This window comes from Stenotrophomonas indicatrix (genome assembly GCF_050573115.1).
GTDB lineage: Bacteria > Pseudomonadota > Gammaproteobacteria > Xanthomonadales > Xanthomonadaceae > Stenotrophomonas > Stenotrophomonas lactitubi_A.
In genome coordinates this window covers 257,531-274,082 of the sequence record NZ_JBNYZT010000002.1, presented here as the reverse complement: position 1 = coordinate 274,082, position 16,552 = coordinate 257,531, and the positions used below count along the sequence as shown (strand labels likewise).

General features: G+C 66.8%; 10 protein-coding genes. 5 read left to right on the top strand and 5 right to left on the bottom strand.

Going from position 1 to position 16,552, the window contains the following annotated elements; all coding sequences use genetic code 11:
* The first annotated feature begins 84 nt into the window (after positions 1-84).
* Together ACQ5SA_RS07225 and ACQ5SA_RS07220 are read left to right on the top strand one after the other, a co-directional pair.
* Positions 85-2,139, top strand: coding sequence for a glycoside hydrolase family 97 protein (locus tag ACQ5SA_RS07225; RefSeq protein WP_499313705.1), 2,055 nt, complete (start codon positions 85-87; stop codon positions 2,137-2,139).
* Positions 2,140-2,393: 254 nt separating this feature from the next.
* Positions 2,394-5,153 carry a TonB-dependent receptor gene (locus ACQ5SA_RS07220; protein ID WP_499313703.1) on the top strand — a complete coding sequence of 920 codons (2,760 nt, stop codon included), beginning with the start codon at positions 2,394-2,396 and terminating at the stop codon, positions 5,151-5,153.
* Between the two features lie 414 nt (positions 5,154-5,567).
* On the opposite strand, the gene ACQ5SA_RS07215 is transcribed toward ACQ5SA_RS07220, so the two are convergent.
* Positions 5,568-7,181, bottom strand: a complete 1,614-nt coding sequence (locus tag ACQ5SA_RS07215) for an alpha-glucosidase family protein (protein WP_499313700.1) — start codon at positions 7,179-7,181, stop codon at positions 5,568-5,570.
* A 215-nt stretch (positions 7,182-7,396) separates the two neighbouring features.
* Between ACQ5SA_RS07215 and ACQ5SA_RS07210 the strand changes: the two genes are divergently transcribed.
* On the top strand, positions 7,397-8,395 hold the full coding sequence (locus tag ACQ5SA_RS07210) for a polyprenyl synthetase family protein (protein ID WP_499313698.1): 999 nt from the start codon (positions 7,397-7,399) through the stop codon (positions 8,393-8,395).
* 97 nt (positions 8,396-8,492) lie between these two features.
* Here the strand turns inward: ACQ5SA_RS07210 and ACQ5SA_RS07205 are convergent, their stop codons facing one another.
* Positions 8,493-9,284: a dienelactone hydrolase family protein gene (locus ACQ5SA_RS07205; RefSeq protein ID WP_499313696.1), complete on the bottom strand. Its 792-nt coding sequence runs from the start codon at positions 9,282-9,284 to the stop codon at positions 8,493-8,495.
* A gap of 128 nt (positions 9,285-9,412) precedes the next feature.
* Here ACQ5SA_RS07205 and ACQ5SA_RS07200 point away from each other — a divergent pair, with 128 nt between their 5' ends.
* Positions 9,413-10,000: an SMI1/KNR4 family protein gene (locus ACQ5SA_RS07200; protein ID WP_499313694.1), complete on the top strand. Its 588-nt coding sequence runs from the start codon at positions 9,413-9,415 to the stop codon at positions 9,998-10,000.
* A 91-nt stretch (positions 10,001-10,091) separates the two neighbouring features.
* Here ACQ5SA_RS07200 and murD read toward each other — a convergent pair whose 3' ends face one another.
* The 3 genes from murD to ACQ5SA_RS07185 form a co-directional block, all read right to left on the bottom strand.
* Positions 10,092-11,501: a UDP-N-acetylmuramoyl-L-alanine--D-glutamate ligase gene (gene murD, locus ACQ5SA_RS07195; RefSeq protein WP_499313692.1), complete on the bottom strand. Its 1,410-nt coding sequence runs from the start codon at positions 11,499-11,501 to the stop codon at positions 10,092-10,094.
* On the bottom strand, positions 11,482-12,834 hold the full coding sequence (gene murL / locus ACQ5SA_RS07190) for a UDP-N-acetyl-alpha-D-muramoyl-L-alanyl-L-glutamate epimerase (RefSeq protein ID WP_499313689.1): 1,353 nt from the start codon (positions 12,832-12,834) through the stop codon (positions 11,482-11,484). Before murL ends, murD begins: the two co-directional genes overlap by 20 nt.
* A gap of 90 nt (positions 12,835-12,924) precedes the next feature.
* Positions 12,925-15,519, bottom strand: coding sequence for a bifunctional aspartate kinase/diaminopimelate decarboxylase (locus tag ACQ5SA_RS07185; RefSeq protein WP_499313686.1), 2,595 nt, complete (start codon positions 15,517-15,519; stop codon positions 12,925-12,927).
* Positions 15,520-15,594: 75 nt separating this feature from the next.
* On the opposite strand from ACQ5SA_RS07185, the gene ACQ5SA_RS07180 reads away from it, so the two are divergent.
* Positions 15,595-16,467, top strand: a complete 873-nt coding sequence (locus tag ACQ5SA_RS07180) for a PhzF family phenazine biosynthesis protein (RefSeq protein ID WP_499313685.1) — start codon at positions 15,595-15,597, stop codon at positions 16,465-16,467.
* The last annotated feature ends 85 nt before the right edge of the window (positions 16,468-16,552 follow it).

Genomic DNA, 16,552 nt, shown 5'->3' with positions numbered 1-16,552 from the left:
ATACGTATTCATGGCGCGCAGTACAGGCGCGCCTACCGTGCTGGCTTATGGTCCGGGTCTGTCAACGGCGCCTTGGGAGGGGAAATGCCGACGTCATCCACAACGGTACGCGCAGTGTTCGCGCACGCCTTCGGCCTGGTCCTGCTGGGATTGGCCACGCTGGCACAGGCGGCTGCGCCGCAGATCGCCAGCGTCGAATCACCGGACAAGGTACTGAAGGTCAGCCTGGTGCTGGACGGCGGAACCGCGCGCTACCGCGTCGAGCGCCTCGGCCAGACCGTGGTGGCCGATTCGAAACTGGGTTTCGAACTGCGCGATGGTCGTCTCGACCGCGACTTCAGCCTGCTGGCGCAGGAACGCCGCAGTGTCGACGACCGCTGGGAACAGCCCTGGGGCGAGCGCCGCCTCACCCGCAACCACTTCAACGAACTGACCGTGCATCTGGCCGAAACCACCGGCAGCAAGCGCCGGTTGGACGTGGTGTTCCGCGTCTACGACGACGGCCTGGGGTTCCGCTACGTGTTTCCCGAGCAACCAAACCTGCGCGAAGCGATCATCGATGACGAACTGACCGAGTTCGCCATCGCACCGGAGTCCACCGCCTGGTGGATACCCGCGGGCGAGCCGATCCACTACGAATACCTGTACCAGCGCACGCCGCTGCGCGAAGTTCCGCTGGTGCACACGCCGATGACCCTGCGCAGCCACGACGGCCTGCACGTGGCCATCCATGAAGCGGCCCTGGTCGACTACGCCGGCATGTGGCTGCGCCGCACCGAGGGCCAGCGCCTGCGCGCGCAGCTTTCGCCTTCGGCCGAAGGCTGGAAGGTACGCCGCGCCCTGCCCTTCGCCACGCCATGGCGCACCCTGCAGATTGCCGACCGCGCTGGCGGGCTGGTCGAGTCCGACCTGATCCTCAACCTCAACGAGCCCAATGCGTTGGGCGATGTGAGCTGGGTGAAACCCGCCAAGTACCTGGGCGTGTGGTGGTCGATGCACCTGGATGAAGAAAGCTGGGCGACCGGGCCGAAGCACGCTGCGACCACCGCCAAGACGAAGAAGGTGATTGACTTCGCCGCCGCGCACGGCTTCCGTGGCGTGCTGGTGGAAGGCTGGAACCCCGGCTGGGACGGCAACTGGGTCGGCAACGGCTACGACTTCGACTTCACCCGCGCCACGCCGGATTTCGACATCGAAGCGCTTTCGGCCTATGGGCTGAAAAAGGGCGTGCACCTGATCGGTCACCATGAAACCGGCTGTGCCATCGAGCACTACGAAGACCAGCTGGATACTGCGCTGGACCTGTACGCGCGGCTGGGCGTGGATCAGTTCAAGACCGGCTACGTCTGCGACGACGGTCAGGTTGATCGCCGCAACCCGGCCGGCGGCCCGCTGTGGCGCGAGTGGCACGACGGGCAGTTCATGGCCCGTCATCACCTGAAGGTGGTGCAGGAAGCCGCGCGCCGGCGCCTGTCGGTGAATCCGCACGAGCCGATCAAGGACACTGGCCTGCGTCGCACCTACCCGAACTGGATTTCGCGCGAAGGCGCACGTGGCATGGAATACAACGCCTGGGGCCAGCCACCGAATCCGCCCGAGCATGAGGTCAACCTGGTGTTCACCCGCATGCTGGCCGGGCCAATGGATTACACCCCCGGCATCCTCAGCCTGAAGGGCCGCCACGGCCAGGCCATTCCCAGCACGCTGGCCCGCCAGCTCGCCCTGTACGTGGTGCTGTACAGCCCCATCCAGATGGCCGCTGACCTGCCCGAGCACTACCTGCAGCACCGCGACGCGTTCCGCTTCATCGAGGACGTCGCGGTGGACTGGGAGCAGAGCCGCGTGCTCGACGGCGAGGTCGGCGACTACGTGACGATCGTGCGCCGCGACCGCAACAGCCGCGACTGGTTCCTCGGCAGCATCACCGATGAGAACGGCCGCGTGCTGCCCGTGTCGCTGGGCTTCCTGGAGCCGGGCGTGCGTTACCGCGCCGAGGTCTACCGCGATGGCGACGGCGCGGATTTCCGCAGCAATCCATTCGCCTTCAAGCGCGACACCCGCGAGGTCAGCAGCACCGATTCACTCACCCTGGTGCTGGCGCCGGGCGGCGGCCAAGCCATCCGATTCTCCCCGCTTTGAATATCCCGGTAGTGCCGGCCGCTGGCCGGCAACCATCCGCATCGCAACGATGCCGGCCAGCGGCCGGCACTACCGGAATGATGGTCTGGAATCGATTACAACCCTGCAAACGCCATTGAATACGTATGCAGGGTGATTCCCACGAAGAACGCGCTGCCTACCATAGCGGCGACGACAGCGGCCACCGCGTCGCACGTCCTCGACGTCATCGGGACGACCACGAATCGCACTACAACATTGCCTGGGAGGGGAAAATGTTGAACCACAAGCGCAGTGCGCTGAGCATCGCGTTGGCCGTAGTACTGACGCCGTCGCTGGCAGCAGCACAGTCCACGCAGACCACCGCAACCCCACCGACCGGCACTACCGCCACCAACCTGGATACCGTGCAGGTCACCGGCATCCGACGCGGCATCGAAAGCGCCATCGCGACCAAGCAGGACGCCACCTCGGTGGTCGAAGCCATCTCCGCCGAGGACATCGGCAAGTTGCCCGACGTCAGCATCGCCGAATCGATCTCGCGCCTGCCCGGCCTCGCCGCACAGCGTGTGGCCGGTCGTGCGCAGGTGATCAGCGTGCGCGGCCTGTCACCGGATTTCGCCACCACCCTGCTCAACGGCCGTGAAGTGGTCAGCACCGGCGACAACCGCGGCGTCGAGTTCGACCAGTACCCGTCCGAGCTGGTCAACGGCGTGACGGTGTACAAGACCCCGGATGCGGCACTGGTCGGCCAGGGCCTGTCGGGCACCATCGACATGCAGACCGCGCGTCCGCTCAGCTTCCCCGACCGCGTCATCGCGATCAGCGGGCGCTACCAGAAGAGTTCGCTGGGCCGCGCCGCCGACACCGACCCGTACGGCAACCGCTTCAGCGCCAGCTACATCGACCAGTTCCTGGACAAGACGCTCGGCATCGCCATCGGCTACGCGCACAGCGACATGCCGATCCAGGAAAACCAGGTCGGTCTGTACGAGCCGTGGACCACCGAGCACACCACCAACGGCAACCGCCCGGGTGTTGCCGCTGGCACCTATTTCACCGATGGCATCAAGGCGTTGCGCCGCACCGGCAACAACAAGCGCGATGGCGTGATGGCCACGATCCAGTTCCGGCCGAACAACAGCTGGACCAGCACCTTCGATGCGTTCCACACCGAAGCCGAGCAGATCGACACCGCCAACCAGTTCGAACTGAACCTCAGCAACTACAACGGCAACTACACCCCTGGCCTGCTGGTCAGCAATCCGCAGGTCAATGCCAATGGCACCTTCACCGGCGGCACCGCCAGTGGCGTGTACCCGCTGGTGCGCGGCATGTACAACAAGCGCAAGGACAAGATCGATGCGTTCGGCTGGAACAACGAGTTCACCTTCGGCAGCGTCAAGCTGGTCGCCGACCTGAACTACTCCAAGGCCACCCGTGACGAGCTGAACCTGGAAAACAACCTGCAGCTGACCCCGATGCCGCAGCTGGATACGGTCGGCGTGCAGTTCCGCCAGGATGGCTTCTCGCAGATCAGCCCGGGCCTGAACTACTCCAACCCGGACGCGCTGTTCCTGACCAACACCATCTACGGTTCTGGTTACGGCAAGGTGCCGAAGGTGGAAGACCGCCTGAAGGGCGGCAAGCTGGCCGCGACCATCGCCCTGCCGGAAGCAATGGCGTCCTGGGCACCGGACCTCGATATCGGCGTGAACTATGCCGACCGCCGCAAGGTGAAGACCCAGTCTGAAGGCAACATCCTGCTGGGCGCGCAGGGCGATGCCAACATCGCATCGGATCTGCAGTACCGCCCGGTCAACCTCGGCTTCGCCGGTCTGGGCACCATCCCGGCCTGGAACGTGCCGGGCGCGGTCGGTCGCTACATGACCTTCAATCCGGTCGACAACCTCGACTACCTGATTCCCAAGTCGTGGACGGTGCAGGAAAAGATCACCACCGCCTGGGCACGCCTGAACATCAACACCGACATCGGCGTGGTCGGCGTGCGCGGCAACATCGGCGTGCAGATGCAGCACACCGACCAGAGCTCGGACTCGCGTTACTGGGACAGCTCACAGGCGGCCGGCAACAACATCCAGCCCTACTCGGATGGCCGCAAGTACAACGACTGGCTGCCAAGCTTGAACCTGGCCTTCATGTTCCCGCACGAGCAGACCCTGCGCTTTGCCGCAGCCAAGCAGGTCGCCCGCCCGCGCGTGGACCAGATGCGGGCCGGCCTGGAGTTCGGTGTGGATACCGCTACCGGTCGCCCCGGCGGCAGTGGCGGCAATCCGCTGCTGGATCCGTGGCGCGCCACCGCGCTGGATCTGTCCTACGAGAAGTACTTCGGCGAAAAGGCCTACGTGGCCGCCGCGATCTTCTACAAGGACCTGAAGAGCTACGTCTACACCCAGTCGGTGGACAACTACGACTTCACCGGGCTGCTGGGCAACTATGTGCCGCCGCCGGGCATGGTGGTGCCGGTGCTGCCGACCGGCACCTTCTCGACCCCGGTGAACGGCAAGGGCGGTACGCTGAAGGGCCTGGAGCTGACCGCGTCGTTCCCGCTGGACATGCTGACCGACAGCCTGCGTGGCTTCGGCGTGCAGGCCAGCGCGACCTTCAACAAGAGCGACATCCAGATCCTGGATCCGGAAAGCGCGTCCAGCGTGGGCACCGACCCGATCAGCCTGCCCGGCCTGTCCAAGCGCGTGTACAACTTCACTGCCTACTACGAGCGTAGTGGCTTTGAAGCACGCGTGAGCCAGCGCCGCCGTTCGGACTTCATCGGCGAGATCGGCAACTTCAACGGCAACCGCACCCTGCGCTACGTGGTGGGCGAGAACGTGACCGATGCGCAGATCAGCTACACCTTCAGCGACAGCAGCAGCCTGCGCGGGCTGACCCTGCTGCTGCAGGGAAGCAACCTGACCAACGAGCCGTACCGCACCTACGCCGGCACGCGGGATCGCCCGCTGGAGTACATCGAGTGGGGCCGCACCTACATGCTGGGCGTGAACTACAAGTTCTGACCTGCACGGTACTGCCGGCCGCTGGCCGGCAATCACCCCACCGGTAGCGCCGGGCCATGCCCGGCGAGCCGATCAGTAGTGCCAGGCCATGCCTGGCAATCCCACAGGAAGCAGGACCGGAAACCCGCTGCACAGGCAGCGGGTTTTCTTTTGCGCGCGTGCCGACAGATGATCGGCAAGGCCCATCCACGCATGGCGTGGATCTACCCGATTGGCATCGCATCCATGCATGACCGGGATCCATTCGGCACACCCCAGGTAGATCCGCGCCATGCGTGGATGCCGATCACCGGAACATCGCCTCTCCAGTAGATCCACGCCATGCGTGGATGCTCTGCACCGGAACCGCGCCCACAAAAAAGGGACGGGGCGCTTCGGCCCCGTCCCCGCAAGTACCGCCACCGGAGAAATCGGTCAGCTGCGTCGTGCGCAATACACCGCGCGCGGCGGCAGCTGGAGTTCATTGCCCTGCACCGTCCCCGCATCCGGACCAGGTACGGCCACCTGCTGCCAGGTGCCCGCCGGCAGCGGATGGGTCACCGCCTCGGCCGACAGGTTGAAGGCCAGCAGGAGAGTTTCATCTGCAAGCATACGCTCGAACAGCAGCACTGGCTCGGCACTGTCCAGGAACCGGATGTCGCCGTGCAGCAGGGCCGGCTGGGTGCGGCGCCAGGCCAGGAAGCCACGGAACGCCGACAGCACTGAATCCGGATCCTGCGCCTGCACCGCCACCGCCGCAGCCTGGTGCTCGGCCGGGATCGGCAGCCACGGCTTGCCGGTGGTGAAGCCGGCCAGCGGCGCGTCGATCCACGGCAGCGGCGTGCGGCAGCCGTCGCGGCCCTTGAAGTTCGGCCAGAAGGTGATGCCATACGGGTCCTGCAGCGCCTCGAACGGCACCTCGGCCTCGGCCAGGCCCAGCTCCTCGCCCTGGTACAGACAGACCGAGCCGCGCAGTGAGCACAGCAGCGCCACCAGCATCCGCGCCAGTCGCGGGTCGGCCGGATGCCCGCCCCAGCGGCTGACCGCCCGCTCCACATCGTGGTTGGACACCGCCCAGCACGGCCAGCCCTGGGTCATCGCCGCTTCCAGTCGCGACACCGTGTCGCGGATGTAGCCCGCGCTGTAGTCGTTGACCAGCAGCTCGAAGCTGTAGCCCATGTGCAGGCGGCCATCCTGGGTGTATTCGGCGGTGGTCGCCAGCGAGTCCTCCGAAGAGATCTCGCCCAGGCTCACCGCCCCCGGGTACTCGTCCAGCAGGGCCCGCAGCTGCTCCAGAAACGGCAGGTTCTCCGGCTGGGTGTTGTTGTAATAGTGGTACTGGTAGGCGTACGGGTTGTCCGCGCTGAAGCCGCGGCCGACGCGCTTGTCGGCCGGCTTGGGCGGGTTGTCGCGCAGCTGCGCGTCATGGAAGCAGAAGTTGATCGCATCCAGTCGGAAGCCATCCACGCCCCGGTCCAGCCAGAAGCGCACGTTGTCCAGGGTCGCCTGCTGCACCTCCGGGTGATGGAAATTCAGGTCCGGCTGGTCCACCAGGAAGTTGTGCAGGTAGTACTGCTCGCGGCGCGGCTCCCACTGCCAGGCGCCGCCGCCGAACAGCGACAGCCAGTTGTTGGGCGGGGTGCCGTCCTCGCGCGGATCCACCCACACATACCAGTCCGCCTTCGGGTTGCTGCGGTCCTGCCGGCTCTCGCGGAACCAGGCATGGTCGATCGAGGTATGGCTGAGTACCTGGTCGATCATCACCTTCAGGCCAAGACCATGCGCCTTGGCCAGCAGCCGGTCGAAGTCGTCCAGGCTGCCGAACAGCGGATCGACATCGCGGTAGTCGGCGATGTCATAGCCGAAGTCGGCCATCGGCGATCGGAAGAACGGCGAGATCCAGATCGCATCCACGCCCAAGGCGGCGATATGGTCCAGGCGCTGGATGATGCCCGGCAGGTCGCCTACCCCGTCGCCGTTGGCGTCGAGGAAACTGCGCGGGTAGATCTGGTAGATGACGGCTCCGCGCCACCATGGATAGTGCGACATCGACAGCCCCCCTCCGGGCATGCGGGACCCGCTGCAAGCGGGCTGAAAACCAACTCCCGCAAGCTTAGCGGGGGCCCACGACGATGGCGCTGCCTGCATACGTATTCACGCCGGACACCGTGGTCGGCGGCGTCCGGCGGCGGCCTGGGAACCGGTTTCCTCCCCAATTCACAGGCAACGCCTATAATCAGGGATGAGCCTGAAAGCCTGATCGCATGACCATCACTGAAGACACCCGTCCCGCCCTGGGCCTGTCCCAGATCCAGTCGCTTGCCGCAGCCGACATGGCTGCCGTCGATGCCCTGATCCGCCGCCGGCTGTCCTCGGATGTGGTGCTGATCAACCAGATCGCCGACCACATCATTTCCGCGGGCGGCAAACGCCTGCGGCCGATGCTGGTGATGCTGGCCGGCCATGCGGTCGGCGGCGCCGGCCCCGAGCACCACCAGCTGGCTGCGATCATCGAGTTCATCCACACCTCCACCCTGTTGCACGACGACGTGGTAGACGAATCCAGCCTGCGGCGCGGCCGCAGCACCGCCAATGCACTGTGGGGCAACGCGCCCAGCGTGCTGGTGGGCGACTTCCTGTACTCGCGCAGCTTCCAGCTGATGGTCGAGCTGGACCGGATGTCGGTGATGCAGATCCTGGCCGACACCACCAACCGCATCGCCGAAGGCGAAGTGCTGCAGCTGCTGCACGTGCACAACCCGGACACCGACGAAGCGGCCTACCTGCGCGTGATCGAGCGCAAGACCGCGGTGCTGTTCGCCGCCGGTACCCGCCTGGGTGCACTGGCCAGCGGCGTCGATGAAGCCACCCAGCAGGCCCTGTACGACTACGGCATGCACCTGGGCTACGCGTTCCAGATCGCCGATGACGTGCTGGATTACTCGGCCAACGCCGACGAGCTGGGCAAGAACCTCGGTGACGACCTGGCCGAGGGCAAGGCCACGCTTCCGTTGATCCACGCCATGGCCCATTCGGATGAAGCCACCCGCCAGCGCCTGCGCGAGATCGTGCAGAACGGCGACGCCTCGGCGATGCCGGAAGTGCTGGCTGCGATTCACGCGACCGGTGGCCTGGACTACAGCCGCCGCCGCGCCGAGGAATATGCCGAAGCCGCCGAACGCGCGCTCGACGGCCTGGCCGAGAACGATGCCGTCGCCGCCCTGCGCGGCCTGGCGCGCTACGCGGTACAGCGTTCGCACTGACGGCATTCGGTAGTGCCGGCCGCTGGCCGGCATTCCCGATAGCACCCGCAGCATCGGGAGGTTGTCGGCGAGCGGCCGGCACTACCTCTGTATCGCGTCAACGCGTCTCGAAACGCTCCTCGAAGAACTCATCCAGTGCCTTCCAGGCGCGCTTGGCGGCGCGTTCGTTGTACTGGCAGCCGGGCGGGCTGTTGGCATCGCGCTCGGCAAAGCAGTGCACCGCACCGCTGTAGTTGGTGAACTCCCAGTCCACCTTGGCCGCATCCATTTCCTTCTGGAAGCTGCCGATATCCTCGGCGGTCACGCTCTTGTCGTCGGCACCGTTCAGCACCAGCACCGACGGATGGCTGCCGCCGGCCTGCGCCGGCAATGGCGAGCCGAGCCCGCCATGCAGGCTGACCACACCCGCCAGCGGCGCGCCGGCGCGGGCCAGTTCCAGCACCGTGGTACCACCGAAGCAGAAGCCCACCGCGCCGATCCGGCTGGCGTCCAGCGGCGCCTTGCCCGCTTGTGCCTTCAGTACGTTGACCGCCTCCAGCGCCCGCGCCCGCAGCAGTGGCCGGTCGTTGCGCAGCTTGGTCGCCACCGGACCGGCCTCGGCATCGGTCTTCGGTCGCACGCCCTTGCCGTACACATCGGCCACCAGCACCACGTAGTCATCGCCAGCCAGCTGCTTGGCCTTTTCAATCGCCGATTCGTTCACGCCCTTCCAGTTCGGCACCATCACCAGCCCTGGGCGCTTGTCGTGGTCGCCATCGTCATAGACCAGCACACCACTGAAGGTCGTGCCCTGGTGCTTCCACTCCACCGGCTGCGTCTTCATCGCCGCCCACGCTGGCATCGCCGCCAGCCCCAGGATCACCGCCACACCGCAACGCCAACGGTTCATGAGCTTGCTCCAGAAAAAGGGGACGGAGGGGATTAAGCCGTAATCGCCCCTCCCGCGTCGCATTCTGCATTGGCTGCGTGACGCAGGTGTGGTTGGATACCACCTGATCCCCTCCGCCCCTTTTCTGCATGAACCCTGTCGAACGCTTTCTCTCCGGCCTGATCCCGCGCTTGCCCGAAGACGATGCCCCGCAATGGGCATGGACCGAAGGCGCCAGCGACGCCGATCTGCAACGCCTGCGCGCGCAGTGGCCGCAGGTTCCCGCCAGCCTGGTCGAGCTGCTGTCGCGCGTGGACGGCACGCACTTCCGCCAGTACCCGAAGGGCGAGGTCTGCGTGCTGATGCTGGGCTCGGACGTCGGCGACTATCCGTACTACCTGCGCTCGGTGGCGCAGATCTTCGAAGACCAGCAGCAGTGGGACGACAGCATCCGCTCCATCTACGAAGAATGGCTGGATGAAGAACCGGAGATCCTCGGTGCCGGCATCGATGCCGACCTGCCGATGAGCCGTCGCCTGTGCTTCTCGCACTGCATGAACAACGGCGGCACCTCGATGCTGTACCTGGATTTCGATCCCGCACCCGGCGGCAGCGTCGGCCAGGTGGTGCGCTATCTGCACGACCCGGACAGCTATGCAGTGATCGCACCCAGCTTCGATGCGTACCTGCAGCAGTTGATTGATCGCGATTACGCGTTCATCAACGAAGACGAATGAAGGCAGCCGAGCGTGAGCTCGGCTCTACAGTAGATCCACGCCATGCGTGGATGCGACACCCCGGATTGCCGGCCAGCGGCCGGCACTACCGTCAGGCGATCCCGATCCCCGGAATCGCGCTGATGGTGTCCGGGTCGAACCCGGCCAGTTCGGCGAAATGCCGCCCGCGTGCAACGTAATCGCGGTAGGCGCCATAGCTCGGCGCCCCCGGCGACAGCAGCACCACCCCACCCTGCTCGCCCAGTGCGCGACGCGCCAGCGCCATCGCGTCGGGCAGATCGGCAGCAGCATGCAGGCCGAAACGGCCGGCGTCGGCCAACGGCTGCAGCATCGCGTGGATGCGCGGGCCGTTGCTGCCCATGGTCACGATCTCCACCGGCGGCACGTCGTGCGCCATGTGCTGCATGAAGTCGGTCCAGTCCAGGCCGCGATCATGCCCGCCCACCAGCAGCGCGATGCGCTGGCCGGCGAAGCACTCCAGCGCAGCCAGGCTGGCATGCGGCGTAGTGCTGATCGAGTCGTTGATGTAGGTGAGGCCATCGGCCTCGCCAATCCGCTGCAGGCGGTTCGGCAGCGGCCGGAAATCCTGCACGGCCGGCGCCAGCGCCACCGCATCCAGGCCCAGCGCCTCCAGCGCGGCCAGCACCGCGCACAGGTTGCCGCGGTTGTGGCGGCCCGGCAGTGGCGTGTTGCGGGTATCGAACACCGCCTGCTCGCCGCGATGCACGATGTCGCCGCGCATATGCCAGCCCTGCGGCTGGTTGAACCAGACCACCTCGCTGGCGGGCAGCGACAGCGCCGCCAGATGCGGGTCTGCGGCATTGAGCACGGCAACGCGCGGCGCGGCCCCGGTCACCAGCTGCAGCTTGTCTTCGATGTAGCGCTGTTCACTGCCGTGCCAGTCCAGGTGTTCCGGGAACAGGTTCAGCACCACGGCTACCTGCGGGTGCGCACCGCTACGCGCGACCTCACTGGTCTGGTAGCTGGACAGCTCCACCGCCCAGTACGCAGGCGCGGGTTGCGGGTCCAGCACTTCCAGCAACGGCAGCCCGATGTTGCCGACCAGGCCCGTGCGATTCCCGGCTGCGCGCAGCAGGTGCGCGACCAGCGCGGTGGTGGTGCTCTTGCCCTTGGTGCCGGTCACGCAGATGGTGTCGCGCACGGTGCCATCGTCGTCGGCATGTTCGGCAAACCACAACGCCGTGCCACCGATGAAGACGGTGCCCTGTTCCGCCGCCGCCAACGCGATCGGCAGATACGGGCTGATGCCTGGCGACTTGATCACCACCTCGAAGGAAGCCAGCGCTTCGGCTGTGGGTTCGCCGCGTACATCCAGCGCGCCCTGCGTTTCCGCACGCGCGGCCTCGACCTCACCGGCCGGACAGAACAGGCTCAGGCCAAGCGACGGCAGGCGCGCACGCAACACCGCAAACGCAGCCCGCCCCTCACGGCCCCAGCCCCACAGCGCAACGCGCTTTCCTTCAAGCTGCGAAATCTTCACGCACCCGTTCCCACAGCGTCGCCGGAATACGATGTTCGCCCTGCAGCTGCATCAGTGGTGCCAGCTCCAGTTCTGCCGCATCCAGCTGCGGCCGGATTTCATTGCAGAAGCGCTTCACCAGCGCGTCTTCCTTCCACTCCGGGCGCTGTGCCAAAGTCGCCATCGCCGCACGCGATTCGCGGCCTTCGCCCACGCATTCGAACGGCTTGTGGTCCTGGAATTCCAGCAGCGCGTCGAAGCCACCGGCCTGCTCGATGTCATCCAGCAGGTTGCGGCCAAAGATGCGCACCAGGCGGGTCTTCGGCATGAACGGGGCCAGCGCCAGGAACACGAAGTGGCACTTCGGGCAGACGCCGCACCAGCGGTTCACCGGGCGCTCGCCAAGGATGTGGAAGTTGCGGTTGCAGCTGGAGAAATGCGCGTCGTAGAAATCGCTCTTGGCGAACTGGCGGGCCACCGCCAGCTCCGACATCGGCCGCAGCAGCGAGTAGTACTGCAGGTCGGCGGCCACCTGTTTCTGCACGTACATACCGAAGCCCTGCTCGAACGCCCAGCCCTTCGACCACTGGTGATTGACCTCGCCGGTGCCCGGAATCTGGCTGCCGTAACTGGCTGATCGTTCGTTGGAGAACACCACCTGATCCACGCCCTGCAGCAGCGCGGCCAGCACCATGATCGCCGAATTCACCGCGGTCACCGGGATGTGGCCGTTCCATGCGCCCTGGCGGTTGAGCTCGAACAACTCCGGCGCCAGCGCGCGACCGAGGTTCAACGTCGGCAGCCCGGTGCGCTCGGCACAGGCACGGATCAACTGCGAACCACCAATCCAGGTCACCGTCTCGTCCACGCCGGCGCGACGCAGCGCTTCGATGCTGACCAGCGAATCCTTGCCGCCACCGATGGCCACCAGCGCATGCGCCTGCAGGCCCAGCACCGGTGCCTGCACCGTTTCACCCTGCACCGGCAGGCGGAAACGCCCACGCAGGTTCAGGCCGTTGCGGTAGGCGAACTCACCCAGGCCGTTGAGGTAGATGGTCTCCACCAGCGCCGCGGTATCGGCATCGATGCTGTAGCTGTCGATGCTGACCGTATCGGGCACACCGGCCTTGTAGTAGCTCACACCGGCAATCAGGTGCAGCAGCCGCAGCGCGCGATGCACGGCGTCGGCACGCGCCGGCTCCAGCACGAACGGGGCGCCGGGCACGGTAACGGTTTCCACCATTTCCGGGCCGTCATCGAAGGCGTAGACCAGCTTGGCCACGCCGGTGTCCGCGGCGAATTCGCAGCGGACGAAGCGGAAGCGGGAAACCTGGTGTTTATCGAAAGCAGTCATGGTGAATCCAGTTCAAGCACGGTCAGGCACGTGCCCGCGCGCAGGCGCGGGACGTGTCGGTGGGCGGGTGCAGGGCGCGGAAGGAGGCGATCATTCGATCACGTCCTCGCGCGGCATCGCCCGTTGGTTGTAGGTGTTGGACATCACATAGCCGTAGGCACCGGCGTCGGCGATCAGCATCACATCGTCCGGCGCGGTCGACACCGGCAGCTTGCGGCGCTTGCCGAACACATCGCTGGATTCGCAGATCGGGCCGACCACATCGAACGCCGCTTCGGCGTAACCGCCCTGGCGGCTGAGGTTTTCGATGTCGTGCCAGGCGTCGTACAGGGCCGGGCGCATCAGCGTGTTCATGCCGGCATCCAGGCCGACACGGCGCACGCCGTCCTTCTCCACCACCTGGGTGGCATGGGTCAGCAGCACGCCCGATTCGGCCACCAGGAAGCGGCCCGGCTCGATCGCCAGGCGGAACGCCGGGTGCAGCGCCTTGACCTCGGCCAGGCCCTCAGCCCACGCCTCCAGGTCGAACGGCTCGTCTTCGTCGCTGTACGGAATCGGCAGGCCACCACCGATGTCGATGGTCTGCACGCTGCCGATGCGGCGGGCGAAACCGGCCAGCTCATCGCACATCAGGCGCCAGTGCTGGGCGGTTTCCACGCCACTGCCCAAGTGCGCATGCAGACCGACCACGCGGGTGCCCAGCTCGGTGGCCGCGCGCACGAACTCGTCCACGCGCGCGATCGGCAGGCCGAACTTGGATTCCTTGCCACCGGTGCGGACCTTGGCGTGATGGCCTTCGCCACGGCCCAGGTCCACGCGCAGCCACAGCTCGCGGTTGCGGAACAGGTCCGGCCAGCGTTGCAGGGCTTCGACGTTGTCGACAGTGACAGTCACGCCCAGCGCGAACGCCGCTTCGTACTCGCTGCGCGGGCAGAAGCTGGGGGTGAACAGCACGCGCTTGGGCGACAGTTCCGGAATGGCCTGGAACACATGCTTCAGCTCACCGTGCGACACGCACTCCAGGCCGAAACCTTCGGCTTCCAGCAGCTGCAGGATGGCCGGATGGCTGTTGGCCTTGATCGCGTAGTAACGCTGGTCGATCGGCTTGATCGCCGCCAGCGCACGCGCACGTGCCCGTACCGTCGGCAGGTGATAGACGTAGCGCGGGGTGCCGGCATCGGCCAGCTGCAGCAGGTGCGCACGCTGGCCACGCCACCACGGCGTACCGCGCGGGCGCACGGTGCCGGCGATTTCGCGCCAGCGCGGGCCGAACACTTCGGTCTCTTCCACCGGCATCGCGCCGCTGTCGATCAGCTCGGCGTGCAGAATCGGCAGCAGGCCATCGGCATCGGCCTCGTCGATGACGAAGGTCAGGTTCAGGTCGTTGGACGACTGCGAGATCATGTGCACGCGCTCACGACCGAAGGTCGCCCACACGTCCGACAGCTTGTGCAGCAGCGAGCGCATGCCCAGGCCGACCAGGGTGATCGCCGCGCACGGCACGATCACCTTGACCTTGCAGATCTGCGACAGGTCGGCCGACAGTGCGGCCAGCACATCGGTGTTGACCAGGTTCTCGGACGGGTCCAGCGACACGGTGACGTTGGTCTCGGCCGAACCGATCAGGTCCACCGACAGGCCGTGTTTCTTGAACAGGCCGAATACATCGGCGAGGAAGCCGACCTGCTGCCACATGCCGATGCCTTCCATCGATACCAGCACGATGCCGTTGCGGCGGCTGATCGCCTTCACCCCCGGCACCGGCGCGGCGTTGCCGTCGATGCTGGTACCCGGCAGTTCGGGGCGCTCGGTGTCGAGGATCGCCATCGGCACGCCGGCATCGCGGCACGGCTTGATCGAGCGCGGGTGCAGCACCTTGGCGCCGGTGGTGGCGATTTCCTGCGCTTCGTAATAGTCCAGGCGGGTCAACAGGCGCGCATCCGGCACGTCCTTGGGATTGGCGCTGAACATGCCCGGCACGTCGGTCCAGATCTCCACGCGGCTGGCGCCGAGCAGCGCACCGAAGTACGCCGCCGAGGTATCCGAGCCGCCGCGGCCGAGAATGGCGGTACCGCCGTCGGCATGGCGCGAGATGAAGCCCTGGGTGATCAGCAGGCGGGTGGGCTGCGCACGGAAGCGCTGCGCCCATTCCGCATCGGCACGCCACTGGCAGTTCACCGACAGGCGCTGCGACCAGTCGCTCTGGTTCGGCTGCGGCGGCAGCGCGTCCAGCCACTGGCGCGCATCCATCCAGCCGAAATCCAGGCCGCTGGCACGCAGGTACGCTGCACCCAGGCTGGAAGACAGCAGTTCACCCTGGCCCAGTACTTCGGCCTGCCAGTCCAGCGGTCGGCTGGGCGCACGCGGGTCGTCCAGCAGGCCCTGCAGCGCGGCCAGGCGCTCGGCCAGCACCTCGGTGCCCAGGCCCAGCTCTTCCAGGAAGCCCTGGTGGCGTTCGACCAGCGCAGCCACGCGATCACGGCTGTCCGGCGCGCCATCGGCAATCGCGGTCAGTTCGTTGGTGACCCCGGACAGTGCCGAAACCACCACCAGCACGCGCGCGCCAGTCTCTTCCGCCCGTTTTTTCGCCAGCTTCCCGATCGTGTCCCAGCGGTGGCGACGCGACACCGAGGTGCCGCCGAACTTCAGTACGATCCAACGATCGACAAGGGGGGAAGCTGACATGGATAGGCTATGTGTAATGTGGGGAAGCCGCCCTTGGGGGCGGAACCTTCGATTCTAAGCCCAATACACCCGTCAATGACCGCCTACCGCTACCTGCAGCTCGATGTCTTCGCCCACCACCCCGGTACCGGCAACCCGCTCGGTGTCGTGTTCGACGCGGATGGGCTGTCAACCGAGAGCATGCAGGCCCTGGCCGCCTGGCTGAACCTGTCCGAGACCGTGTTCTTCCTGCGCCCCACCGCTGCCGGCGCCGACTACCACGTCCGCATCTTCACCCCCGCCAGCGAGCTGCCCTTCGCCGGCCATCCCAGCGTGGGCGCCGCCTGGGCCGCGGTCACCTGCGGCCTGGTGCAGCCGCGCGACGGGGCCTTGGTACAGCAATGCGCGGCCGGCCTGCTGCCGGTGCAGGTCACCGGCCCGACCGACGCGCCCATCGTCCAGCTGGCCAGCCCGGTGGCGCGCCTGCTGCCGACAGCCCCAGGCGCCGTTCCTGAAACCCTGCGCGCCGCTACCGCCGAAGGCCAGTGCGCCGAACTGTGGGACAACGGCCCGCGCTGGTGGCTGCTGCCGGTGCGCGATGCCCACGCCGTGCGCACGCTGGTACCGGACATGGCGGCCCTGCGCGACTGGAGCATGGCCACCGATGCGCTCGGCGTAGCCGTGTTCGCGCTCGAACCCGGTGCCGACCATGATCTGGTGGTGCGTGCGTTCTGCCCTGCGGATGCGCCCAACGTGCCCGAGGATCCGGTGACCGGCAGCGCCAATGCGCTGATCGGCGCCTGGCTGCGGCAGCGCAATGCCCTGCCCGGCGAAAACGGCAGCTACGTCGCCAGCCAAGGCCGCGAGGTTGGCCGCGACGGCCGCGTCCAGGTCACCGTCGATGCGCAGGGCTCGGTATGGATCGGTGGCCAGGTGCAGCCGGTGATCGACGGCCACATCCGCTGGTAGCGCCGGGCCACGCCCGGCGGCATGCCGCGCTGCGCGCTCGCGGGGGCATGCCCCCGCGCTACCCTATGCGGCCTGTTTCCTGGAG